This is a genomic window from Streptomyces cinnabarinus, from assembly GCF_027270315.1.
Taxonomy (GTDB): domain Bacteria; phylum Actinomycetota; class Actinomycetes; order Streptomycetales; family Streptomycetaceae; genus Streptomyces; species Streptomyces cinnabarinus.
On sequence record NZ_CP114413.1, the window covers coordinates 1806141 to 1827894 of the forward strand.

Genomic DNA, 21754 nt, shown 5'->3' on the forward strand with positions numbered 1-21754 from the left:
GTACGGCTGAAGGCGTACGGACACGCCGTGGCAGCTCGCTTCGGGGCGCGAGGCTCAGGGGGAAGTGGTGCGGGGGCCCTCTAGAAGGCGCACATTCGACACATACAGCGAGCACCGGGCGTCATGGTCGCCTCGGTCGCAAGGATGCGGGTGCTCGTCGTGGTCATGCGATCAGTAAAGCAGACGGAAGAACGCAACCAAGAACCGCTGTCCGCATTGCGGACAGCGATGGACGGGGGTCGGACAGTGTTCAGCCGCGGACGGAGATCTCGATGCCCGTGGCCGTGACCAGCGCGGACAAGGCCGAGAGGTCCTTGACCACCAAGTCGGCGTCGAGTTCATGGGCCTGGTGGGTTGTGGCCAAGGCCACGGTGGTCATGCCGGCGGCGCGGCCGGCCTGGAGCCCGGCGGGAGCGTCCTCGAAGACGACACAGCGGGCCGGGTCGACGCCCAACTGTCGGGCGGCGAGGAGGTAGGGCTCGGGGTCGGGCTTGCCGCGGGTGATGTCGTCGGCGGAGATCAGTGTCTTGGGCAGGATGCCGACGGCGTCCAGGCGGGCCTCCGCGAGCCGGCGGGTGGCGGAGGTGACGACGGCCCAACGGTCGGCGGGCAGCGCGTCGAGGAAGGCCCGGGTGCCGGGCAGCAGTTCCACGCCGCCGTTCGGCACGTCCTCGACCTCCAGCGTCTCGATCCGCGCGACGGCCTCCGGCACGACGGCGGCGGGCAGCAGGTCGGCGGCTATCTCCACGGCCGGCCGCCCGTGCAGTTCGATCCGGCCGAACTGCTCGGCGGTGATGCCGTACTCCCCCGCCCAGCGGGTCCAGCAGCGGTCGACGGAGGCGAGCGAGGAGACGAGGGTGCCGTCGTTGTCGAACAGCAGGGCTTCGGCGTGGATGTGCATGCCCTCGACCCTACGGTGCCCGCCGGGGTCGGCCGCACCAGGCCTTTTGGCCCGTAATAGGGTCGCCCCATGCTTGATGCCCTGACGCTCGTGACCGGCGTCGCCGCCCTGCTGCTCGCCGCGTGGTGCGGCTTCGCCGCGTACCGCGACGAGGCGACCAAGGACTGGCACTTCATCGGGATGGCCGTGGTGACCCTGCTGGCACTGGTCCAGCTGGTGGTCGGGATCGTGCAGCTGGCGCGTGGGGAGGATCCGGAGCAGGGGACGACGATCTTCGTCGCGTATCTGCTGGGCGCGGCCGCGTGCATCCCGGCGGCGGGGTTCATGTCGCTGGCCGAGCGCACGAAGTGGGGTTCGCTCACGGTCGCGGCCGGTGCCGTGGTGCTGGCCGTGCTGGAGGTGCGGCTCTATGACATCTGGGGAGGCTGAGATGACGGCCGTGGAGGGAAAGCGGACCCGGCTGATCAGCGGGCCGGGGATCCTGCTCGTCTGGCTGTACGGCGTGATGGTCGTGGGCGCCGTGTCCCGCTCGGCGTACCAGATCGCCACCGAGTTCGACCGGGCCCCGCTCGCCTACTCGCTGTCGGCGATGGCGGGGCTGGTCTACGGCTTCATCACGTACACCCTGGTCAGGGGCGGCGAAACGGCCCGGAAGGCGGCGCTGTACTGCTGCGCCGCCGAACTCGCGGGAGTCCTGGTCGTCGGCACCTGGACCCTGCTGGACCCCTCGGCGTTCCCCGACGCGACGGTCTGGTCCGACTACGGCATGGGATATCTGTTCATTCCCGTACTGCTGCCGTTGTCCGCGATCCACTGGCTCCGCAGAGCGGGAATGGTCAAGCCGTAGCCGCGTACGTGCCGGCCGCCTTCTCCAGGACGATCATCGGTACGCCGTCCGTGCCCTCCGAGGTGCCGACCGCGATGTAGCCGACCTTGCGGTACAGGCCGAGGCTGCTTTCGCTGCGGTGGCCGGTGTGCAGGCGGAAGCGCTTGGCGCCGCGCTCCTCGGCGAGGGCGGATTCGGCCGCCCGGAGGAGCCGGGCGCCGATGCCGTGGCCCTGGAGGCGGGGGTGGACGCAGAGCTTGCCGATGGCTGCGGCGCCGTCCTCGGTGACCGAGCCACGGACCGAACCGACCACTTCGTCGCCGAGCCGGGCCACGAAGACGCAGTCCGCGGCGACCTCCTCGCGCACCGAGTCCAGTGTCTGGACGAGCGGGTCGATGCGGTAGTTGCCGTACAGGGCCGCCTCGCTCTGGAAGCAGAGGTACTGCAACTTGAAGATCTGCTCCGCGTCCTGCTCGGTCGCCGCAGAGATGGTCACGCTCATGCCCATGTGCGCACGCCTCCCGCTCACCTGATCACCTGTTGTCCCTCACTCCTATCCCCGCGCCGTGTGAGCCGCAACCTCCGGCGCAAGCAATCGCCGAAGACAACCCAGACATCTGGAGCGTTCCGGGCCAAGACTGCCCTGTGAGATACCCAACTCCCCCGCGATCTCCCGGTATGTCAGGTCCCGCGGCGAGAGCAGGGCCTCGACCAGGCGGGGGCAGCGGCCGGGCAGCCGGCGGACGGCCTCACGCAGGGCGCGGTGGCGGGCCGCCCTGAGGGCGAGGTGCTCAGGGTCGCGGCCGAACTCGTCCACGGGTTCATCGTCGTACGGCCGTTCGAGGCGGTTGGTGCGGCGGGTGCGGCGGACCTCGGAGCGGACGGCCGAGCGGAGCCAGCGCTCGGGGTCGGGCGGCGGGCCCTGGACGTCGAGCAGCTCCAGCAGGCGCAGCCAGACCGCCTGCTCCAGGTCGCCGGGCTCGGTCCCGGCGGCGTGCGCCTCCGCGGAGGCCTCGGCGGTGAGCAGCGGGCGCAGCTCCAGGACAAGGTCGTATGTCATATGCGGGACGACGCGGCCGCCCGGGCGACAGGTTGCCCGGGCGGCCGTTTGTCACCCCAACCGGGGTGCGGGGCTCAGCCGTTGACGAACTCCTCGCGGGCCAGCAGGCCGGTGTCGGGCTGGTCGGTGAAGACGCCGTCGATGCCGGTGGCGAAGTACACCTTGTAGGCGCCGAAGACATCGCCGTAGGCGTCGGCGTCGGTGCCCTTGCGGAAGTTCGCGGGCAGGAAGGGGTTCTCGTTGCGCAGCGTCCAGGGGTGCAGGACCAGGCCCACCTTGTGCGCGTCGGCGACCAGGGTGGTCGGCTGGGTGAGGTTGCCGCTCGCGTCCTTCGGGATGACCAGGTCGAGGGTCGGGCCGATGCCCTGGGCGTAGGAGGCGATCTCCCGCAGCCCGGCGGGCTTGACCAGATCGGCGACGGTCCGCGGGTCACCGGTCTCGACGAAGTCGTACGGCCGGGTGGCCGGGCCGGACAGCAGCACCACCAGCGGATTGTCGATGAGCTTGTTCAGGCGCTGAATGCTGGTCGGCTCGAAGGACTGGACGATGACCGGCGAGTTCCACTTGTGCTTGCCGTACTTGCGCAGCACCTTCGCGATCCGCTCCTCCAGGCCGAGGCCCAGCTTGCGGAAGTAGGTGGGGTGCTTGAGCTCGGGGTAGATCCAGACCTGCTTGCCGCGCTTGCGGGTCTGCTCCTCCTGCCAGCGGAGCACCTCTTCGAAGGTGGGGATCGCGAAGCGGCCGTTGTAGAGGGTGTTGTGCGGGCGGTTGCCCGGGATGCGCTCGATCGCCTGGAGCGTCTTCAGCTCGGCGAGCGTGAAGTCCTCGGTGAACCAGCCGGTGACGGAGACACCGTCGAGCAGCTTGGTGGTCCTGCGGCCCGCGAACTCGGGGTGGTCGGCGACGTCCGTGGTCCCGCCGATCTCCGGCTCGTGGCGGCAGACCAGGTGGCCGTCCTTGGTGGGGACCAGGTCACCGGCCTCGACGATGTCGGCGCCCATGTCGAGGGCGAGCTGGTAGGCGGCGAGAGTGTGCTCGGGGCGGTAGCCGCTGGCACCGCGGTGGCCGATGATCGTCGGCTTGGGCAGGCTCTTCACCCCGCCGCCCCCGTGCCCGCCGCCCGCGGCCCGAGCCGTGCCGGACAGCCCGAGGACCGCGCCGCCCGCGCCCAGTACCGCCGCGCCCAGCAGCGCCCGGCGCCCGGTCCCCCGCGCCTGCTCGTCCGACTCCTGCGTTCCCATGAGCGGCCTCCTGCCCTCGACTCCGCACTCCTCATTCGGCAAGTGCGGGCCGATGGTAGGTGCCCGTCCATGACCGGCGGGAGACCCCGGACCGAACACACGGGTGACTCCGGATGTCTTGTGGGAATGGACTTCTGACGATCCGTCGGCATCGAACGCATGTCTAAGGGTAGGCGTGGTTCGGATGCCCTCGCCCGGATCGGCGCGACGTCCGTCACACCGTTCCGGGGAGGTTTCCGGCGGGCGACGGCACAGCACCGCAGGTAAACCCGCGTCAACAATGCGTAATACCTCGGTGAACCCGCCGCACCCGATGTGCGCGACCCCGGGAACCGCGAGTATCGTCCTCACCTGCACAGACTTATAGGAACACCTTGACACCGGAGGGCCCGTTGTCCCGCTTCGCGCTCATCAAGGCAGTGCTCGGACCGATCATGCGCCTGATGTTCCGCCCACGGGTGGAGGGCGCGGAGCACATCCCGGGCGACGGTCCCGTGATCCTCGCGGGCAACCACCTCACGTTCATCGACTCGATGATCCTTCCGCTCGTCTGCGACCGGCAGGTCTTCTTCATCGGCAAGGACGAGTACGTCACCGGCAAGGGGTTCAAGGGCCGGCTGATGGCCTGGTTCTTCACCGGCGTCGGCATGATCCCGGTGGACCGGGACGGCGGCCGGGGCGGCGTCGCGGCGCTGATGACCGGACGCCGGGTCCTGGAGGAGGGCAAGCTCTTCGGGATCTACCCCGAGGGCACGCGGTCGCCCGACGGGCGGCTGTACCGCGGGCGGACCGGTATCGCGCGGCTGACTTTGATGACCGGGGCGCCGGTGGTGCCGTTCGCGATGATCGGCACGGACAAGATTCAGCCTGGTGGTGCGGGGATGCCCCGGCCTAGCCGGGTCACGGTTCGGTTTGGTCCGGCCATGGAGTTCTCCCGGTACGAGGGGATGGATCGGGATCGGTATGTGCTGCGGGCCGTTACCGATTCCGTGATGGCTGAGGTCATGCGGCTGTCCGGGCAGGAGTACGTGGACATGTATGCGACCAAGGCGAAGGAAGCGGCTTAGTTTTTGGCTGCGGGCCGGTGGGGGCTTGTCGCGCCCACGCGGCGGAGCCGCAAATCGACACAGCCCCGCGCCCCTTAAGGCCTGCTGTCCAGTTGTTCGTTTCGCAGCATGAGCCATGCCGCTGCTGACGCCAGGAGCAGGACTAGCGCGCCTGCGCCCGATGCCACCGTCAGGCCGTCCACGAAAGACTGCCTCGCCGCGTCCAGCATTGTCTGTGCTGTTTCCGTCGGCATTCCCGCCGCTGCCTCCACCGCGCCGCCCAGTGACTCGTGGGCGCCTTCCGGAGTGCCCGCGGGGCCTGTGAAGTCTCGGTAGACGCCTGTCACGATCGAGCCCAGTACCGCGATGCCCAGGGCCGCGCCCAGTTCGTACGCCGTTTCCGATACGGCCGATGCTGAGCCTGCCTGGTCCTTCGGTACGGAGGACAGGATCACGTCGGCGGTCACCGTGAAGGAGAAGCCGGCGCCGATGCCGACGATCAGCAGGGCCGCGCCCAGCAGGGGGTAACCGGTCGACTGGTCCAGGACCGTCAGGGCGGCCAGGGAGATGCCGACCGCCGCGAGGCCGCCGGAGACCACGGCGCGTACCGAGTAGCGACGGGCGGCCCTGCCCGCGACCAGGCCCGCCGCCACCGCGCCCACCGCGGCGGGGAGTTCGGCCAGGCCCGCCTCGAAGGGGCCGCGGCCCTGGACGAGCTGGAGGTACTGGGAGAGGAAGAACACCAGGCCGGACATGCCGAGGATGGTCAGCAGGTCGGCGAGGACCGCGCCGCTGAAGCCGCGGTTGCGGAACAGCCGCATGTCCAGCAGCGGGGCCGGGAGGGTGAGCTGGCGGCGGACGAAGCCGTACAGCGCGGCGGCACCCAACAGACCCACGGCGACCGGCTCCCAGGCCAGGCCGTGCGCGGCGAACTCCTTGACCGCGTAGACGACACCGACCATGCCGGTCAGTGACAGGAGGACGCTGAGCAGGTCCCAGGGGCCGGGGTTCGGGTTGCGGGACTCCGGGAGCGTCTTGATGCCGACCACGACCAGCACCGCCATCACGGGCAGGTTGATCAGGAAGACCGAGCCCCACCAGAAGTGTTCGAGCAGGAAGCCGCCGACGATCGGGCCGACCGCGGTACCCGCGGAGGCGGTGGCGCCCCAGATGCCCACGGCGAGGCTGCGTTCGCGCGGGTCGTGGAAGAGGTTGCGGATCAGGGCGAGCGTGGCCGGCATCAGGGTCGCACCGGCGACACCGAGGAGCGCGCGGGCCAGGATCATCGTCTCGGGAGTCGTCGCATACGCGTTCAGCACGGAGATCGCGCCGAACGCCGTCGCACCCACAAGCAGGATCCGCTTGCGGCCTATTCGGTCGCCGAGGCTGCCCATGGAGACCAGCAGACCGGCGATGACGAAGGAGTAGACGTCACCGATCCACAGCAGCTGGGTGCCCGAGGGGTTGAGGTCCTCGCTGATGTAGGGGGTCGCCAGACCGAGGACGGTCGCGTCGACGGCCACCAGCAGCACGGCGAGCACCAGGACGGACAGCGCGAGCCAGCGGCCCGGACGCTTCACCGCCTCGGTCGTGGTCGCCGGCTGCAGGGTGCTGGTCATGATTCCTCTCTCCGTAGTGCGCCGCCGAGCAGCAGCTCGACGATCATGTGCGTGAAGTCGTTGGCCGCGACCCGGCCCTCCTGGACCGCCCAGGCGCCGGACGCCATCAGGCCGTACAGGGCCTCGGTGAGCCAGGCCGGGGTGAGGTCGATGCGGAACTCGCCGGACTGCTGGCCGCGCCGGAACAGTGCGGCGATACGGGCGTCGATCCTGGCCCAGCCCTCGTTCTGCCCCTCGCCCTCGAACAGCTGGTTCTCGGTGTAGAGGAAGGCGAGCAGGCCGGCGGCGGGCTCTATGTCGCGGACGAGCCGGCGTACGGCGTCGCTCGCGCTGCCCTCGTCGAGCCGGGCCGCGTCCAGCGCGGCCTCGCACTCCGCGATGCCGAGCGCCTCCAGCGCCCGGACGAGCGCGTCGCGCCCGGCGAAGTGGCGGTGCAGCGTGGCCCGGCTGATCCCGGCCGCCTTGGCGACCTCGTCCATCGTGGACGTGGATTTCCGGGTGAGCAGGGCAGCTGCGCTGCGCAGCACGTGGTCACGATCGACAGCCATGAGACAATCATAGACCACATGAGACACTGATGTCTCATGGCAGGCATGTATGTCTCACGGCTGGGCGATCGTGGTGATCTTTCAGTGCCAGGGCAGCCGGCCGCGCCGCTCCCAGTACGCGCCGGGCTCCTCCGTCAGATCCGCCAGCCGGGTCAGCTGGTCCTCGTCGAGGTCGACCACGGGCGCGTGCAGGTTGGACGCGAGCTGGACGACGGTGGCCGCGCCGGAGAGGACGACACCGGCCCAGGGCTGACGCAGGACGAGGGCGAGAGCCACGGCGTCGGTGCCCAGTGACGCCTGCGCGGCCACGGCCTTCAGCGCGTCCGGGGCGTACGGCTCGGCGAGCCTGCCGTTGGCCATGCCCTCCTTGACGATCACGGTGAGCCCCGCGTCGTGGGCCTCGGCGAGGGCCGGGGCGGCGGAGGTCTCCAGGACGTTGTACGTCGACTGGACGGTACGGAAGAGGGGCTCACCGTCGACCGTCACCGCGAGGGCGGCGCGGATCGCGTCGGCCTGGGCGGGGCCGCTGGTGGAGAAGCCGACGGTGAGACCCTGGGCTGCCGCCTCGGCCAGCCTGGCGTGCAGGTCCTTGTCGGTGAGGGCGGGGCTGTCCGGGGTCACCGAGTGGATCTGGTAGAGGTCGAGCCGGTCGCCGAGCAGAGCGTCGGTCTCGGCGCGCTGGCGCTCGTAGGTGGCCAGGCCGTGGTCCTTGACCTCGTGCGTCTCGGCGTCCGCGGTCCAGTCGGCCGTGTAGGTGTAGCCCCACTTGCTGCCGATGACCACGTCGTCGATGTCCGGGCGGGCGTTCAGCCAGTCGGCGAGGAACTCCTCGGAGCGGCCGTAGGAGCGGGCCACGTCGAAGTAGCGGACGCCCTGGGCGTAGGCGGCATCGAGCAGTTCGTGCGTACGGTCTCGCAGGGCGTCGACGCTCCGGGACTCCCCGAGGTCCTCGTCCCGGCCCAGATTGATGTAACCGGGGCGGCCGACGGCGGCGAGGCCCAGGCCGATGTGGCAGGTGGGGGTGGTCGCGTTGGCCAGTCGGGCGAAGGGCATCGCGGGCTCCGTTCGGTCGGCGTACGTGCGACCAACGTAACTCGCGATGCCCTCAGGTCACTTCTTCGCGTTCGCCCACTCGTGCTGTGCCGCCACGTCCGCCTTCACCTCTGCCAGCTGGATGGCGACCGCGCTCGGCGCCGTACCACCCCGTCCGTTGCGGGAGGCCAGGGCGCCCTGGACGTTCAGGACCGAGCGGACCTCCGGGGTCAGGTGCTCGGAGATCTTCGCGAACTGGTCGTCCGTCAGGTCGTCCAGTTCCTTGTTCTCGGACTCCGCGACCTTCACACAGGCACCGGCGACCTCGTGCGCGACCCGGAACGGGACACCCTGCTTGACCAGCCACTCGGCGATGTCGGTGGCCAGGGAGAAGCCGGCCGGGGCCAGTTCCTCCATGCGGTCGCGGTGGACGGTGAGGGTGGCGATCATGCCGGTGAAGGCGGGGAGCAGCACGTCCAGCTGGTCACAGGAGTCGAAGACCGGCTCCTTGTCCTCCTGGAGGTCGCGGTTGTACGCCAGCGGCAGGGCCTTGAGCGTGGCCATGAGGCCCGTCAGGTTGCCGATCAGACGGCCGCTCTTGCCGCGCGCCAGCTCCGCGATGTCCGGGTTCTTCTTCTGCGGCATGATCGACGAGCCAGTGGAGAACGCGTCGTGCAGGGTCACGAAGGAGAACTCCTTCGTGTTCCAGATGATGATCTCCTCGGCGATCCGGGAGACGTTGATCCCGATCATCGCGGTGATGAAGGCGAACTCGGCGACGAAGTCACGCGAGGCCGTGCCGTCGATGGAGTTGGCGGCCGAGCCGTGCTCGAAGCCGAGGTCCTTGGCCACCGCCTCCGGGTCCAGGCCGAGGGAGGAGCCGGCCAGGGCGCCCGAGCCGTACGGGGAGACCGCCGTCCGCTCGTCCCACTGGCGCAGCCGCTCCGCGTCCCGGGACATGGCCTGCGCATGGGCGAGGACATGGTGGGCGAAGAGCACGGGCTGGGCGTGCTGGAGGTGGGTGCGGCCGGGCATCGCCACGTCCGGGTGGGCCTCGGCCAGGCCGACGAGGGCGTCCTGGAGGTCGGCGATGAGACCGGCGATGTTGCGGGCCTGGTCCCGCAGGTACATCCGGAAGAGGGTCGCGACCTGGTCGTTGCGGGAGCGTCCGGCGCGCAGCTTGCCGCCGAGGTCGGCGCCGAGGCGCTCCAGCAGGCCGCGCTCCAGGGCGGTGTGCACGTCCTCGTCGGCGATCGTGCCGACGAAGGTGCCGTCGGCGACGTCCACGGCCAGCTGGTCCAGACCCGCGATCATCCGGTTCAGCTCGTCGTCGCTGAGCAGGCCCGCCTTGTGCAGCACGCGCGCGTGGGCGCGCGAACCGGCGATGTCGTACGGCGCGAGCCGCCAGTCGAAGTGGACCGAAGCGGACAGCCTGGCCAGTGCCTCGGCGGGGCCGTCCGCGAAACGTGCGCCCCAGAGCCGGACGTCACCGCTGTTGCTGCTCACTTGCTGCGCTCCTTGGAGGATCTGGATGTGGCACCGCCTCCCCGTGGCGTGAACGGGGAGGCGGCCGTCAGGGGGGCGCCGGTCAGGCACCCGGGCCGGTCACGCCAGGTCACGCCGGGCGGCGATCTTCGACGACAGACTGTAGAGGTCGATGAAGCCCTTGGCCGCGGCCTGGTCGAAGGTGTCGCCGGTGTCGTAGGTGGCGAGGTCGAAGTCGTACAGCGAGGACTGCGAGCGACGGCCGGTCACCACCGCGCGTCCGCCGTGCAGGGTCATCCGGATGTCACCGGTGACGTGGCCGTTCGCCTCGTCGATGAAGCCGTCCAGGGCGCGCTTGAGCGGGGAGAACCACTGGCCGTCGTAGACGAGTTCGCCCCAGCGCTGTTCGACCTGGCGCTTGTAGCGGGCGAGTTCGCGTTCGACGGTGACGTTCTCCAGCTCCTGGTGGGCGGTGATCAGGGCGATGGCGCCCGGGGCCTCGTAGACCTCGCGGGACTTGATGCCGACGAGCCGGTCCTCGACCATGTCGATCCGGCCGATGCCCTGGGCGCCGGCCCGCTCGTTGAGCTGCTTGATCGCCTGGAGGACGGTGACGGGCCTGCCGTCGAGGGCGACGGGGGCGCCCGCCTCGAAGGTGATGACCACCTCGTCGGCCTCGCGCGGGATCGCCGGGTTCCGGGTGTACTCGTAGATGTCCTCGGTCGGCGCGTTCCAGATGTCCTCCAGGAAGCCCGTCTCGACGGCGCGTCCGAAGACGTTCTGGTCGATGGAGTACGGGGACTTCTTGGTGGTCGCGATCGGGAGCCGCCGGGCCTCGCAGAAGGCGATGGCCTTGTCCCGGGTCATCGCGTAGTCGCGGACCGGGACGACGCACCTCAGGTCGGGGGCGAGGGCGACGATGCCGGCCTCGAAGCGGACCTGGTCGTTGCCCTTGCCGGTGCAGCCGTGGGCGACGATGGTGGCGCCGTGCTTGCGGGCGGCGGCGACCAGGTGCTTGACGATCGCCGGGCGGGAGAGCGCGGAGACCAGCGGATAGCGGTCCATGTACAAGGCGTTGGCCTTGATCGCCGGAAGGCAGTACCCGTCGGCGAACTCGTCGCGCGCGTCGGCGACTTCGGCCTCCACCGCGCCGCAGGCGAGGGCGCGCTTGCGGATGACGAGGGGGTGCCGCGGGAGTCCTGTGCGGTGCTCGCGGTGTCCGGTGCGTGCCCTCGGCGTGCCGGACGAAGGTCCTCGTAGCCGAGCTACTTGGGCCTTTGGCCGGTGCCGCGAGGGTGCGTGCTGGGCGCCGCGAGTGCTGTGCGGGACTCCCGCGGCACCCCCTAGGCCCTCGCCGCCCTGGCCGACGTCGACCGCGACGGCGACGACCTCGGCGCTGGTCTCCTCCGCGATCCAGCCGATGGCGACGGAGGTGTCCAGACCGCCCGAGTAGGCGAGTACGACGCGCTCGGTCACGGCTCTCTCCTCCTCTCCGCCCCGCTGTCATGCATGAGTATGCAGAACTCTGCATGATTCGTCAATCTGGGTGGATTCACTCGGGATCTGAACGCGAGAAACCGCTTTCTCGTACTCCTCGCCGGACGCAGGCGCCGCGTTCGTACCGAGAGAGCACAGCGAACACCCCCCGACCCGAGTGAGGCTTCCGCATGTCCAGGGCACTTCCGAAGTACAACAAGCGTCGCGTCGCGCTGATCGGCGGCGCCGCCGCGCTGGCGCTGTCCGGGGCGGTCATCGTCAACTCCGCGCTCGCCGGGGAGACGCCCAAGAGCGACGCCAGAACACTGGCCGGTCCCGGCACCATCAGCTGCCCGGACGTCGCCTCGCAGCTCCCCGCCATCCCGGCCACCGCACAGGCCGAGGTCGACCGGAACCTCGCACTCCTGCAGACCCAGATCGACGAAGCCAACAAGCGCCTCGTCGACACCGTCGGCCAAGGCGGCCCCAACTTCGTCCAGAACGCCATCCTCGGCCCACTCGCCGGCAAGCGCACCGCCACCATCGACCGCATCGCCATCTCCATCGGCCGCACCGCCGAGAAGCCCCAGGGCCTCGGCACCCTGGCCGCCTGCACGCTGAACGCGGAAGGGGCCGCCGACACCGGCGGGGAGGCCGATGCCGGTGCGGGCGCCGGCGAGGAAGTCGAGGCCACGGCCAGTGCCGCCGCTCCGGAGGAGGAGGGCAACACCGGCGTCGGCACCATCAGCTGCCCGGACGTCGCCTCGCAGCTCCCCGCCATCCCGGCCACCGCACAGGCCGAGGTCGACCGGAACCTCGCACTCCTGCAGACCCAGATCGACGAAGCCAACAAGCGCCTCGTCGACACCGTCGGCCAAGGCGGCCCCAACTTCGTCCAGAACGCCATCCTCGGCCCACTCGCCGGCAAGCGCACCGCCGCCATCGACCGCATCGCCATCTCCATCGGCCGCACCGCCGAGAAGCCCCAGGGACTTGGCACCCTGGCCGCCTGCACGCTCGACCAGTGACGTAGCAGGCAGTCGCGGCCGCCCCGGCTATGCGCCGGCCGGGGCGGTCACGGCCATGTGCGGAGCCCGCGAAGCCGGAAATCTCTTTAGACAGGCGAAAGATTAGCGAGCATAATCATGAGCCATGGGAAAGACCTATGAGCGCATAGACGGCCGCCTCCGCTCCTTCATCGAGGCACAGCCCCTCTTCTTCACCGCGACCGCGCCCCTGTCCGGGGACGGCACGGTCAACCTCTCCCCCAAGGGCCTCAAGGGCTCCTTCGCGGTGCTGGACGAACTGACCGTGGCCTACCTGGACTTCGCCGGATCCAACGCCGAGACCATCGCGCATCTGCGGGAGAACGGGCGGATCACCCTGATGTGGTGCGCCTTCCAGGGCCCGCCGACCATCGTCCGGGTGCACGGCCGCGGCGAGCCGGTCTTCCGGGACGACCCGCGCTTCGCGGAGCTGCTCGCGCACTTCCCCGGCATCGACCCCGGTCCGCACGGACTGCGCGCCGTCATCGTCGTGACGGCCGAACTCGTCCGGGACACCTGCGGATACGCGGTGCCCTTCATGTCGTACGACGAGGAACGCGATCTGCACCAGAAGCGGTTCGCGCGGGAGGACGACGCGTCGCTGAACGCCTACTTCACCAAGAAGGAGCACATCGCGTCGAGCCTGGACGGCCTACCCGGGCTGCCGTTGCCCCTGCCCCCGTCCACGGTCTGAGCCATGCGCCCCGGTGTCGTCGCCCTCGCCTCCGCCTCCCTCGTGCTGCTCGGTGCCGCGCCGCCCGGCCCCGCGCCGCTGCCGGCCCGGATGGCGGACACCGGCGGCGGCACCCAGCTGATCACCGCCGTCGCCGCCCGCACCGGCGCCACCGAGGGCACGGTCATCTGGTGGGACCTGCGCGACGGCCACTGGGTGCGGACCGGTACCGCGCCGGCCCGCTTCGGGGCGAACGGCCTCGTCGAGGGCGCCGCGCGCGAGCAGGGCACCAGCACCACCCCCACGGGGCTCTATGACCTGCCGTACGCCTTCGGCATCAAGGCGGCGCCGCGCGGTACGGCGTACAAGTACCGTCCGGTGCGCCGGGATTCGTGGTGGTGCCAGGACAACGACTCGCGCTTCTACAACCGCTGGACCGAGCCGCGCGCGGCGGACTGCCGGGCCGCCGAGTCGGAGCGGCTGATCTCCTACACCGCCCAGTACGCGCACGCGCTCGTCATCGGCTTCAACTACGCCGAGCCGGTGCGCGGCCGGGGCGCCGGGATCTTCCTGCATGTCAACGGGTCCGGGGCGACGGCCGGTTGTGTGTCGGTGCCGGCCGCCGGGATGCGGCGGATCCTGCGCTGGGCCGATCCCGCCCGAAAGCCGCACATCGCCATCGGAACCACGGACGGTCCAACAGCCGTCACGCGCTACTGAACACAAAGGCCGCCCCGCACGTACCTCTGGGCCGAGGGACCACGCCACTCCCCCTTGTCCGTTCCCGGAGGAACTGTGACCACCACGCTCGCAGGCGGGCGCGCCGCCCGCCGCCAGACGATGCGCCGCATCCGTCCGCGCCGCTCCCCGGCCGTCCCGTTGGTGATCGCCCTGTGGGCCGGCGCTGCGGCGGTGCTGTGGCTGTGGTGGGACAACACGCCGTCGCTGGCCGACAACACCGCGAAGATCCTGGCCGCGGGCCGGATCACCGGACTGCTCGCCGGGTATCTGATGGCGCTCGTCGTGCTCCAGATGGCCCGGGTGCCCGCGCTGGAGCGGCGGGTGGGCTCCGACCGGGTGGCGCGCTGGCACGCGATGAGCGGCCGCTACACGATCTGCCTGGTCATCGCCCATGTCTTCCTCACCATGTGGGCGTACGCGCTCCAGGCGGGCAAGACGCTCGGCGACATCGTCCAGCAGACGACGGACTCCATCAACACGCTGCCGGACATGGGCAAGGCGGCCATCGGCACCGGGCTGCTGTTCCTGATCGCCTTCCTCTCCATCGGCGGGGTCCGCCGCCGGGTGCCGTACGACACCTGGTATCACGTCCACCTGCTGACCTACGCGGCCGTGTACCTGACCTTCTGGCACCAGATCACCACCGGCAACGAGTTCGCCGTCGAGCCCTCCGCCAAGACCTTCTGGTACGGGCTCTACGGCATCGTCACCGCGCTGGTGGTCTGGTACCGGATCCTCACCCCGATCCGCCTCAACCTCCGGCACCGGATGTATGTCGAGGCGGTCATCGAGGAGACGCCGGGTGTGGTGTCCGTGCTGATCGGCGGGCGCAAGCTGCACCGCATGGGCGCGGAGGCCGGGCAGTTCTTCCGGTGGCGGTTCCTGGCGCCGGGCATGCGGTTCAGCTCCCACCCGTACTCGCTCTCGGCGGCGCCCCGCCCCGACATGCTGCGGATCACCGTCAAGGCGATCGGCGACCACAGTGAGCGGCTGCGCGAGCTGGAGCCCGGCACCAAGGTGTGGGCGGAGGGCCCGTACGGCGCGCTCACCGCCCAGCGGCGCAGCCGGGGCAAGGTGCTGCTGGTGGCGGGCGGCGTCGGGATCACGCCGATGCGCGCGCTGTTCGAGACGCTGCCCGGCGCCTCCGGCGACATCACGCTCCTCTACCGCGCCAACAGCACGCAGGATCTGGCGCTGTGGGACGAGCTGTCCGCGATCGCCGAGGAGCGGGGCGCGCGGCTGATGTACGCGGTCAACAGCCCCGACGGGGAGCGGCCGGACATCTCGGCGGAGCGGTTGCAGCAGAAGCTGCCGGACATCGACAAGCACGACGTCTTCATGTGCGGGCCGCCCGGCTTCGCGCAGTCCGTGTACGAAGCACTGCGCGGCGCGGGAGTGCCCGCCCGCCGCATCCATCACGAGTCGTTCGAGATGTGAGCGACGGGACTTCAGGAGCTGTTGGAGCGATGAGGAAGACTCACCCCATCCGGCGTGTCGTGCTGGCGGGCGCCGCCACCGTGTCCGGGATCGTGCTGCTGCTGTCGCTGAAGCCGGCGTCGGATCCCGGGTCCGCGCAGGCGGCGGGCGGCGCGGCGCCGCAACAGACCGCGGCGGCACAGGAGTCGGCGCAGGGCGGCAACTCCGGGCAGACCGGCACGGTCACCGGGGACGCGGTGCAGACGGAGTACGGGCCGGTACAGGTGCGGCTGACGGTCAGCGGCGGCAAGGTCACCAAGGTGGAGGCCGTGCAGACGCCCAGTGGCGGGCGCAGTACGGAGGTCACCAACACCGCGGTGCCCCGGCTGAACCAGGCTGCGCTCGCGACGCAGAGCGCGGAGATCGACACGGTGTCGGGGGCGACGTACACGAGCACCGGGTACAAGAAGTCCTTGCAGTCGGCCCTGGACCAGATGGAGAAGGCCGCGGGCGGCGCCGGGGCCGGTGACGGGGCCGGTGACGGGGCCGGTTCGGATGCCGGGGCCGGGGGCGCGGCGCAGGCTCGTACGGTCACCGGGGAGACGGTCAAGACGCAGTACGGGCCGGTGCAGGTACGGATCACCGTCACCGGCGGGAAGATCACCGCCGCGGAGGCCGTGCAGCAGCCGACCGGCGGCCAGTCCACGCAGATCAACGGCAACGCCGTGCCGAAGCTCAACGCCGCCGCGGTGGCGGCGGGCAGTGCCGACATCGACGCGGTGTCGGGGGCGACGTACACCAGCACCGGCTACAAGCAGTCGTTGCAGTCGGCCCTGGACCAGGCCGGTGGCTGAGGCGGTGGCCGAGTCGGCGGAAGCTCCCGCCGCGGTGCGTCAGGTGGAGGAGGTCATGGGAACCGTCTTCTCCTTCGACATCCGCGGCGGGGATCCGGAGACGGTACGGGCGGCGCTGACCGAGGCGGTGGCCGGGCTGCACCGGGTCGACGAGGTGTTCAGCACCTACCGCGACGACAGCGAGATCTCACGGCTGGGCCGGGGGGAGCTGACCGTCGAGGAGTGCGATCCCGATGTGGCGGCGGTGCTGGCCCTCGGCGAGGAGGCGGCCCGGATCAGCGACGGGTGGTTCTCGACCACCTACGAGGGGCGCCTGGACCCCACGGGCATCGTGAAGGGCTGGGCGATCGAGCGGGCGGCACGGCTGCTGGCGGCGACGGCCGGGGTCACCGGCGTGAGCGTCAACGGCGGCGGCGATGTGCAGCTGCTGGGCGTGCCGGGTACCGAGCGACCGTGGCGGGTGGGGATCGCGGATCCGCTGCGTCCGGGTGGGCTGGCCGCGGTGATCTCGGCGGCGGGCACGACGGAGCTGGCGGTGGCCACGTCCGGGACGGCGGAGCGGGGGGCGCACATCGTCGACCCCCGCACCGGCCATACGGCGGTGACGGACCTGGTCGCGGTGACGGTGGTGGCCCCCACGATCACCTGGGCGGACTGCTGGGCGACGGCGGCCTTCGCGATGGGGTCCCGGGAGGGCCTGCGCTGGCTGGAGGCACTGCCCGGCGTGGAGGCCCTGCTGATCACGGCAGGCGACGAGGTCCGCTGCACGGGCGGCTTGGCATCCCGACTCGGCTGAGTGCACCCACCCAGGGGCGCGGGGAGCTGCGCGACCAGCCCCCACGCGCCCGCCGGCGGCCATGCACCAGGCGAAGACCTCAGTGGCCGTTCTGGGCCAACCGCAGCAGATGTTCCGCCAGCGCCTGGCCCCCCGTCGGCTCACGGCTGATCAGCAGCAACGTGTCGTCGCCCGCAATCGTGCCCAGGATGTCGTGGAGCTCGGCCTGGTCGATGGCCGAGGCCAGGAACTGGGCCGCCCCCGGAGGCGTACGCAGGACCACGAGGTTCGCCGAGGCCTCCGCGGAGATCAGCAGCTCCTGGGAGAGCCGCCGCATCCGTTCCTCCTTCGCCGACTCGCCCAACGGCGCCCTGGGGGTCCGGAAACCCCCTTCACTGGGCACCGCGTAGATCAAGTCACCGTCGGTGTTGCGGATCTTCACCGCGTTCAGCTCGTCGAGATCCCGGGACAGCGTCGCCTGCGTCACCGTCAGCCCGTCGTCCGCCAGCAGTTTCGCCAGCTGACTCTGCGACCGCACCGGTTGCCGGTTGAGGATGTCCACGATCCGGCGGTGGCGGGCGGTACGGGTCTGCGGTACGGCAGGCCCGATGCCTCCCGCGTGCTCGTGATCCTGCGCCTGACTCATCGTCGTCTCATTCTCCGGATCATCCGTCCTCCCCTTGGACCGCGTCGAGAACACCGGGCAGCGCCCGGAGGAACGCGTCCACCTCGTCGTCGCCGAGATTCAGCGGCGGCATCAGCCGTACGACATCGGGGGCAGGCGCGTTCACCAGGAAACCGGCGTCCTGAGCCGCCTGCTGCACCCTCGGTGCGAGCGGCTCGGTGAGCACGATACCCAGCAGGAGCCCCGCGCCCCGGACATGCGAGACCAGCGGATGCCCGAGTGACTCGATTCCGTCCCGCAACTTCTCGCCCTGCTGCTTGACGTTCTCCAGCAACCCGTCGTTCGCGATGGTGTCCAGCACGGCTAGTCCGGCCGCGCACGCGACGGGGTTTCCGCCGAAGGTCGTCCCGTGCTGACCCGGCTGAAGCAGCTCCGCGGCGCGCCCGAAGGCGACCGTCGCGCCCAGCGGCAGCCCGCCGCCGAGGCCCTTGGCCAGAGTGACCACATCGGGCAGCACACCCTCGTGGGCCTGGTACTCGAACCAGTGCCCGGTCCGCCCGACGCCGGTCTGCACCTCGTCCAGGACGAGCAGCGAACCGGTCGCCGCGGTGATCGCCCGCGCGGCCTTGAGGTAGCCGGGGGGCGGCACGACCACGCCGTTCTCGCCCTGGATCGGCTCGATCACGACCATCGCGGTGTCCTCGGTGACCGCCGCCGCGAGGGCCTGCGCGTCACCGTAGGGGACGTGGGTGACGTCGCCGGGCAGCGGCAGGAACGGGGTCTGCTTGGCGGGCTGCCCGGTCAGCGCCAGGGCGCCCATGGTGCGGCCGTGGAAGCCGCCCCGGGTGGCGACGATGTGGCCGCGCCCGGTCAGCCGCCCGATCTTGAAGGCGCCCTCGTTGGCCTCGGCCCCCGAGTTGCAGAAGTAGACCTTGCCGTCCCGGCCGAAGTGCTGGAGCAGCCGTTCGGCGAGGGCGACCGGAGGTTCGGCGACGAACAGGTTGGAGACATGGCCCAGCGAGGCGATCTGCCGGCTCACCGCCTCGACGATCGCGGGGTGGGCGTGGCCGAGCGCGTTCACTGCGATGCCGCCGACGAAGTCGAGGTACCGCTTGCCGTCGGCGTCCCACAGCTCGGTGCCGTCCCCGCGCACGAGGGCCAGCTGGGGAGTGCCGTAGTTGTTCATGAGCGCGCCCTGCCAGCGGGCGGTCAGCTCCTGGTTGCTCAAGACTCCCCCTCGTCGAGTCCGTCGGGCACGACCATCGTGCCGATGCCCGAGTCCGTGAAGATCTCCAGCAGGATCGAGTGCTGGACGCGGCCGTCGATGACGCGCGCGGTCTGCACGCCGTTGCGGACGGCGTGCAGACAGCCCTCCATCTTCGGCACCATCCCGGAGGACAACTCCGGCAGCAGCTTCTCCAGTTGGGCGGCGGTGAGGCGGCTGATCACCTCGTCGCTGTCGGGCCAGTCCTCGTAGAGGCCCTCGACGTCCGTGAGGACCATGAGAGTCTCGGCGCCCAGCGCGGCGGCGAGTGCCGCGGCCGCCGTATCGGCATTGACGTTGTAGACGTGTCCGTCGTCCTGGCTGCGGGCGATGGACGAGACGACCGGGATCCGGCCGTCGGCGAGCAGGGCCTCGATCGCGCCCGTGTCGATCGCGGTGATCTCGCCGACCCGTCCGATGTCGACCAACTCGCCGTCGATCTCGGGCTGGTGCTTGGTCGCGGTGATGGTGTGCGCGTCCTCGCCGGTCAACCCGACGGCGAGCGGCCCGTGTTCGTTGAGCAGGTTGACCAGCTCGCGCTGGACCTGTCCGGCGAGCACCATCCGTACGACGTCCATGGCGTCCTCGGTGGTGACGCGCAGGCCCGCCTTGAACTCGCTGACGATGCCGTGCTTGTCGAGGGCGGCGCTGATCTGGGGGCCGCCGCCGTGCACGACGACCGGCTTGAGCCCGGCGTGGTGCAGGAACACGACGTCCTGGGCGAACGCGGCCTTGAGGTCCTCGTCGATCATGGCGTTGCCGCCGAACTTGATGACGACCGTCTTGCCGTTGTGGCGGACCAGCCAGGGCAGGGCCTCGATGAGGATCTGCGCCTTGGGGAGCGCGGTGTGCTTGCGCGTCGTGTTCGTCATGAGGAGTAGGCGCTGTTCTCGTGGACGTAGTCGGCGGTGAGGTCGTTGGTCCAGATCGTCGCGGTCTCGGAACCGGCGGCCAGGTCGGCGACGATGTGCACCTCGCGGTAGCGCATGTCCACCTGGTCGCGGTCCTCGCCGACCCCGCCGTTCTTGCAGACCCAGACGCCGTTGATGGCGACGTTGAGCCGGTCCGGCTCGAAGGCCGCCTTGGTCGTGCCGATCGCGGACAGGACGCGGCCCCAGTTGGGGTCCTCGCCGTGGATGGCGCACTTGAGGAGGTTGTTGCGGGCGATGGAGCGGCCCACCTCGACGGCGTCGTCCTCGGTCGCGGCGTTGACCACCTCGACCCTGATGTCCTTGCTGGCGCCCTCGGCGTCCCGGATGAGCTGCTGTCCGAGGTCGTCGCAGACGGTGCGGACGGCCTCGGCGAACTCGTCGTAGGACGGGGTGACCTCGGCGGCGCCGGAGGCGAGCAGCAGCACGGTGTCGTTGGTGGACATGCAGCCGTCGGAGTCGACGCGGTCGAAGGTGGTGCGGGTGGCGGCCCTGAGGGCCTTGTCCAGCGCGTCGCTGTCGAGGTCCGCGTCGGTGGTGAGGACGACGAGCATGGTGGCGAGGCCGGGGGCGAGCATGCCCGCGCCCTTGGCCATGCCGCCGACGGTCCAGCCTCCCCCAGACTCCGTCCGGGGGGACCCCCCGGTGACGACGGACGTCTTGTGCACGGTGTCGGTGGTCTTGATGGCGATGGCGGCCTTCTCGCCGCCGTGCTCGGAGAGCTGGGCGGCGGCGGTCTCGACGCCGGGCAGCAGCTTGTCCATGGGGAGCAGGACGCCGATCAGGCCGGTGGAGCAGACGGCGACCTCGCCCGCGCCGATGTCCAGCGCCTCGGCCACCTTCTCGGCGGTGGCGTGGGTGTCCTGGAAGCCCTTGGGTCCGGTGCAGGCGTTGGCGCCGCCGGAGTTGAGGACGACCGCGGTGAGCTGACCGGCCTTGAGGACCTGCTCGGACCACAGGACCGGCGCGGCCTTCACACGGTTGGAGGTGAAGACGCCCGCGGCGGCGCGGCGCGGACCGTTGTTGACCACGAGGGCCAGGTCCGGGTTGCCGTTCTCCTTGATCCCGGCGGCGATCCCCGCCGCCGTGAATCCCTTGGCTGCCGTCACGCTCACGGCGCAACTCCGATCGTGGTCAGCCCCGTGCTCTCGTCGAGCCCCAGGGCGAGGTTCATGCTCTGGACGGCACCACCGGCGGTGCCCTTGGTCAGGTTGTCGATGGCGCTGATCGCGATGATGCGTCCGGCGGCCTCGTCGTACGCGACCTGCACCTGAACGGCGTTGGAACCGTAGACGGACGCCGTGGCGGGCCACTGTCCCTCGGGGAGCAGATGGACGAAGGGCTCGTCGGCGAAGGCCTTCTCGTAGGCGGCGCGGACGGACTCGGCGGTGACACCGGGCTTGGCCTTCGCGGTGCAGGTGGCGAGGATGCCGCGGGGCATCGGCGCGAGGGTGGGGGTGAAGGAGACGGAGACCTGCTCCCCCGCGGCCGCGCTGAGGTTCTGGCTCATCTCGGGGGTGTGCCGGTGGCCGCCGCCGACGCCGTACGGCGTCATGGAGCCCATGACCTCGCTGCCCAGCAGATGGGCCTTGGGGGTCTTGCCCGCGCCGGAGGTGCCGGACGCGGCGACGATCACGGCCTCGGGCTCGGCGAGGGAGGCGGCGTAGGCCGGGAAGAGGGCGAGGGAGACGGCGGTCGGGTAGCAACCGGGCACCGCGACGCGCTTGGACCCCTCCAGCGCGGCGCGGGCACCCGGCAGTTCGGGCAGGCCGTAGGGCCAGGTGCCGGCGTGCGGGGAGCCGTAGAACCTCTCCCAGTCGGCCGGGTCCGTCAGGCGGAAGTCGGCGCCCATGTCGACGACGAGCACCTCCGGGCCGAGCTGCTCGGCGACGGCGGCGGACTGGCCGTGCGGCAGCGCGAGGAAGACGACGTCGTGCCCGGCGAGCACTTCGGTGGTGGTGGGCTCCAGGACGCGGTCGGCCAGCGGCAGCAGGTGCGGTTGCAGCGCGCCGAGCCGCTGACCCGCGTTGGAGTTGCCGGTCAGGGCGCCGATCTCGACCTGCGGATGGGCCAGGAGCAGACGCAGGAGTTCCCCGCCCGCATAACCGCTCGCTCCGGCCACCGCCGCACGTACCGCCATGGATACCTCCTCCTAGATGGCATGACTATACGTATCGCTGCACGTTTATGCAATCTC

General features: G+C 70.7%; 23 protein-coding genes. 9 read left to right on the top strand and 14 right to left on the bottom strand.

Features of this window, described 5'->3' with window-relative positions; all coding sequences use genetic code 11:
* Nucleotides 1-250 precede the first annotated feature (250 nt).
* Nucleotides 251-901 carry an HAD family hydrolase gene (locus STRCI_RS08100; RefSeq protein WP_269658168.1) on the bottom strand — a complete coding sequence of 217 codons (651 nt, stop codon included), beginning with the start codon at nt 899-901 and terminating at the stop codon, nt 251-253.
* Between the two features lie 69 nt (nt 902-970).
* Here STRCI_RS08100 and STRCI_RS08105 point away from each other — a divergent pair, with 69 nt between their 5' ends.
* Nucleotides 971-1330, top strand: a complete 360-nt coding sequence (locus STRCI_RS08105) for a hypothetical protein (RefSeq protein WP_269658169.1) — start codon at nt 971-973, stop codon at nt 1328-1330.
* A 1-nt stretch (nt 1331) separates the two neighbouring features.
* Nucleotides 1332-1748, top strand: a complete 417-nt coding sequence (locus STRCI_RS08110) for a hypothetical protein (protein WP_269658170.1) — start codon at nt 1332-1334, stop codon at nt 1746-1748.
* On the opposite strand, the gene STRCI_RS08115 is transcribed toward STRCI_RS08110, so the two are convergent.
* From STRCI_RS08115 to STRCI_RS08125, 3 genes are all read right to left on the bottom strand, one after another.
* On the bottom strand, nt 1738-2235 hold the full coding sequence (locus STRCI_RS08115) for a GNAT family N-acetyltransferase (RefSeq protein ID WP_269664505.1): 498 nt from the start codon (nt 2233-2235) through the stop codon (nt 1738-1740). The genes STRCI_RS08110 and STRCI_RS08115 overlap by 11 nt on opposite strands.
* 45 nt (nt 2236-2280) lie before the next feature.
* Nucleotides 2281-2787 carry an RNA polymerase sigma factor gene (locus STRCI_RS08120; RefSeq protein WP_269658171.1) on the bottom strand — a complete coding sequence of 169 codons (507 nt, stop codon included), beginning with the start codon at nt 2785-2787 and terminating at the stop codon, nt 2281-2283.
* 74 nt (nt 2788-2861) lie between these two features.
* Nucleotides 2862-4028 carry a glycerophosphodiester phosphodiesterase gene (locus tag STRCI_RS08125; RefSeq protein WP_269658172.1) on the bottom strand — a complete coding sequence of 389 codons (1167 nt, stop codon included), beginning with the start codon at nt 4026-4028 and terminating at the stop codon, nt 2862-2864.
* A gap of 392 nt (nt 4029-4420) precedes the next feature.
* On the opposite strand from STRCI_RS08125, the gene STRCI_RS08130 reads away from it, so the two are divergent.
* A complete protein-coding gene (locus STRCI_RS08130) occupies nt 4421-5095 on the top strand; it encodes a lysophospholipid acyltransferase family protein (RefSeq protein WP_015661728.1) in 675 nt (224 codons plus the stop codon).
* A 74-nt stretch (nt 5096-5169) separates the two neighbouring features.
* On the opposite strand, the gene STRCI_RS08135 is transcribed toward STRCI_RS08130, so the two are convergent.
* The 5 genes from STRCI_RS08135 to STRCI_RS08155 all read right to left on the bottom strand — a co-directional run bounded on the left by STRCI_RS08135 (nt 5170) and on the right by STRCI_RS08155 (nt 11234).
* Nucleotides 5170-6693, bottom strand: coding sequence for an MFS transporter (locus STRCI_RS08135; RefSeq protein WP_269658173.1), 1524 nt, complete (start codon nt 6691-6693; stop codon nt 5170-5172).
* The gene (locus STRCI_RS08140; RefSeq protein ID WP_269658174.1) at nt 6690-7241 is read right to left on the bottom strand and encodes a TetR/AcrR family transcriptional regulator; all 552 of its coding nucleotides are present in this window, start codon (nt 7239-7241) and stop codon (nt 6690-6692) included. The genes STRCI_RS08135 and STRCI_RS08140 overlap by 4 nt, the downstream gene beginning before the upstream one ends.
* Nucleotides 7242-7322: 81 nt before the next feature.
* Complete coding sequence (locus STRCI_RS08145; protein WP_269658175.1) at nt 7323-8294, bottom strand: aldo/keto reductase; 972 nt, start codon at nt 8292-8294, stop codon at nt 7323-7325.
* A gap of 57 nt (nt 8295-8351) precedes the next feature.
* Nucleotides 8352-9779: an argininosuccinate lyase gene (gene argH / locus STRCI_RS08150; RefSeq protein WP_269658176.1), complete on the bottom strand. Its 1428-nt coding sequence runs from the start codon at nt 9777-9779 to the stop codon at nt 8352-8354.
* Between the two features lie 99 nt (nt 9780-9878).
* Nucleotides 9879-11234: an argininosuccinate synthase gene (locus tag STRCI_RS08155; RefSeq protein WP_269658177.1), complete on the bottom strand. Its 1356-nt coding sequence runs from the start codon at nt 11232-11234 to the stop codon at nt 9879-9881.
* A gap of 191 nt (nt 11235-11425) precedes the next feature.
* Between STRCI_RS08155 and STRCI_RS08160 the strand changes: the two genes are divergently transcribed.
* From STRCI_RS08160 to STRCI_RS08185, 6 genes are all read left to right on the top strand, one after another.
* Nucleotides 11426-12262, top strand: a complete 837-nt coding sequence (locus STRCI_RS08160) for a hypothetical protein (protein WP_269658178.1) — start codon at nt 11426-11428, stop codon at nt 12260-12262.
* A gap of 124 nt (nt 12263-12386) precedes the next feature.
* Nucleotides 12387-12974 carry a pyridoxamine 5'-phosphate oxidase family protein gene (locus STRCI_RS08165; protein ID WP_269658179.1) on the top strand — a complete coding sequence of 196 codons (588 nt, stop codon included), beginning with the start codon at nt 12387-12389 and terminating at the stop codon, nt 12972-12974.
* Nucleotides 12975-12977: 3 nt separating this feature from the next.
* The gene (locus STRCI_RS08170; RefSeq protein WP_269658180.1) at nt 12978-13673 is read left to right on the top strand and encodes a L,D-transpeptidase family protein; all 696 of its coding nucleotides are present in this window, start codon (nt 12978-12980) and stop codon (nt 13671-13673) included.
* A gap of 75 nt (nt 13674-13748) precedes the next feature.
* Nucleotides 13749-15131 carry a ferredoxin reductase family protein gene (locus STRCI_RS08175; protein ID WP_269658181.1) on the top strand — a complete coding sequence of 461 codons (1383 nt, stop codon included), beginning with the start codon at nt 13749-13751 and terminating at the stop codon, nt 15129-15131.
* A gap of 29 nt (nt 15132-15160) precedes the next feature.
* Nucleotides 15161-15964 (top strand): FMN-binding protein, encoded by an 804-nt coding sequence (locus STRCI_RS08180; protein WP_269658182.1) that lies wholly within the window; start codon nt 15161-15163, stop codon nt 15962-15964.
* Between the two features lie 55 nt (nt 15965-16019).
* Nucleotides 16020-16760 carry an FAD:protein FMN transferase gene (locus tag STRCI_RS08185; protein WP_418953456.1) on the top strand — a complete coding sequence of 247 codons (741 nt, stop codon included), beginning with the start codon at nt 16020-16022 and terminating at the stop codon, nt 16758-16760.
* A 79-nt stretch (nt 16761-16839) separates the two neighbouring features.
* Here STRCI_RS08185 and STRCI_RS08190 read toward each other — a convergent pair whose 3' ends face one another.
* The 5 genes from STRCI_RS08190 to argC are packed head-to-tail and all read right to left on the bottom strand — an operon-like array spanning nt 16840 to nt 21697.
* Nucleotides 16840-17385 carry an arginine repressor gene (locus tag STRCI_RS08190; protein ID WP_269658184.1) on the bottom strand — a complete coding sequence of 182 codons (546 nt, stop codon included), beginning with the start codon at nt 17383-17385 and terminating at the stop codon, nt 16840-16842.
* Nucleotides 17386-17404: 19 nt separating this feature from the next.
* A complete protein-coding gene (locus tag STRCI_RS08195) occupies nt 17405-18592 on the bottom strand; it encodes an acetylornithine transaminase (RefSeq protein WP_269658185.1) in 1188 nt (395 codons plus the stop codon).
* Nucleotides 18589-19500 (bottom strand): acetylglutamate kinase, encoded by a 912-nt coding sequence (gene argB / locus STRCI_RS08200; RefSeq protein ID WP_269658186.1) that lies wholly within the window; start codon nt 19498-19500, stop codon nt 18589-18591. The genes STRCI_RS08195 and argB overlap by 4 nt, the downstream gene beginning before the upstream one ends.
* Nucleotides 19497-20672 (bottom strand): bifunctional glutamate N-acetyltransferase/amino-acid acetyltransferase ArgJ, encoded by a 1176-nt coding sequence (argJ, locus tag STRCI_RS08205; protein WP_269658187.1) that lies wholly within the window; start codon nt 20670-20672, stop codon nt 19497-19499. Before argJ ends, argB begins: the two co-directional genes overlap by 4 nt.
* The gene (gene argC / locus STRCI_RS08210) at nt 20669-21697 is read right to left on the bottom strand and encodes an N-acetyl-gamma-glutamyl-phosphate reductase (protein ID WP_269658188.1); all 1029 of its coding nucleotides are present in this window, start codon (nt 21695-21697) and stop codon (nt 20669-20671) included. Before argC ends, argJ begins: the two co-directional genes overlap by 4 nt.
* Nucleotides 21698-21754: the final 57 nt, after the last annotated feature.

What these genes read in the sequence shown, in the direction of transcription:
- STRCI_RS08100 (WP_269658168.1), bottom strand. Translation starts at nt 901, where the DNA reads ATGCACATCCACGCCGAAGCCCTGCTGTTCGACAACGACGGCACCCTC.
- STRCI_RS08105 (WP_269658169.1), top strand. Translation starts at nt 971, where the DNA reads ATGCTTGATGCCCTGACGCTCGTGACCGGCGTCGCCGCCCTGCTGCTC.
- STRCI_RS08110 (WP_269658170.1), top strand. Translation starts at nt 1,332, where the DNA reads ATGACGGCCGTGGAGGGAAAGCGGACCCGGCTGATCAGCGGGCCGGGG.
- STRCI_RS08115 (WP_269664505.1), bottom strand. Translation starts at nt 2,235, where the DNA reads ATGGGCATGAGCGTGACCATCTCTGCGGCGACCGAGCAGGACGCGGAG.
- STRCI_RS08120 (WP_269658171.1), bottom strand. Translation starts at nt 2,787, where the DNA reads ATGACATACGACCTTGTCCTGGAGCTGCGCCCGCTGCTCACCGCCGAG.
- STRCI_RS08125 (WP_269658172.1), bottom strand. Translation starts at nt 4,028, where the DNA reads ATGGGAACGCAGGAGTCGGACGAGCAGGCGCGGGGGACCGGGCGCCGG.
- STRCI_RS08135 (WP_269658173.1), bottom strand. Translation starts at nt 6,693, where the DNA reads ATGACCAGCACCCTGCAGCCGGCGACCACGACCGAGGCGGTGAAGCGT.
- STRCI_RS08140 (WP_269658174.1), bottom strand. Translation starts at nt 7,241, where the DNA reads ATGGCTGTCGATCGTGACCACGTGCTGCGCAGCGCAGCTGCCCTGCTC.
- STRCI_RS08145 (WP_269658175.1), bottom strand. Translation starts at nt 8,294, where the DNA reads ATGCCCTTCGCCCGACTGGCCAACGCGACCACCCCCACCTGCCACATC.
- STRCI_RS08160 (WP_269658178.1), top strand. Translation starts at nt 11,426, where the DNA reads ATGTCCAGGGCACTTCCGAAGTACAACAAGCGTCGCGTCGCGCTGATC.
- STRCI_RS08165 (WP_269658179.1), top strand. Translation starts at nt 12,387, where the DNA reads ATGGGAAAGACCTATGAGCGCATAGACGGCCGCCTCCGCTCCTTCATC.
- STRCI_RS08170 (WP_269658180.1), top strand. Translation starts at nt 12,978, where the DNA reads ATGCGCCCCGGTGTCGTCGCCCTCGCCTCCGCCTCCCTCGTGCTGCTC.
- STRCI_RS08180 (WP_269658182.1), top strand. Translation starts at nt 15,161, where the DNA reads ATGAGGAAGACTCACCCCATCCGGCGTGTCGTGCTGGCGGGCGCCGCC.
- STRCI_RS08185 (WP_418953456.1), top strand. Translation starts at nt 16,020, where the DNA reads ATGGGAACCGTCTTCTCCTTCGACATCCGCGGCGGGGATCCGGAGACG.
- STRCI_RS08190 (WP_269658184.1), bottom strand. Translation starts at nt 17,385, where the DNA reads ATGAGTCAGGCGCAGGATCACGAGCACGCGGGAGGCATCGGGCCTGCC.
- argB (WP_269658186.1), bottom strand. Translation starts at nt 19,500, where the DNA reads ATGACGAACACGACGCGCAAGCACACCGCGCTCCCCAAGGCGCAGATC.
- argC (WP_269658188.1), bottom strand. Translation starts at nt 21,697, where the DNA reads ATGGCGGTACGTGCGGCGGTGGCCGGAGCGAGCGGTTATGCGGGCGGG.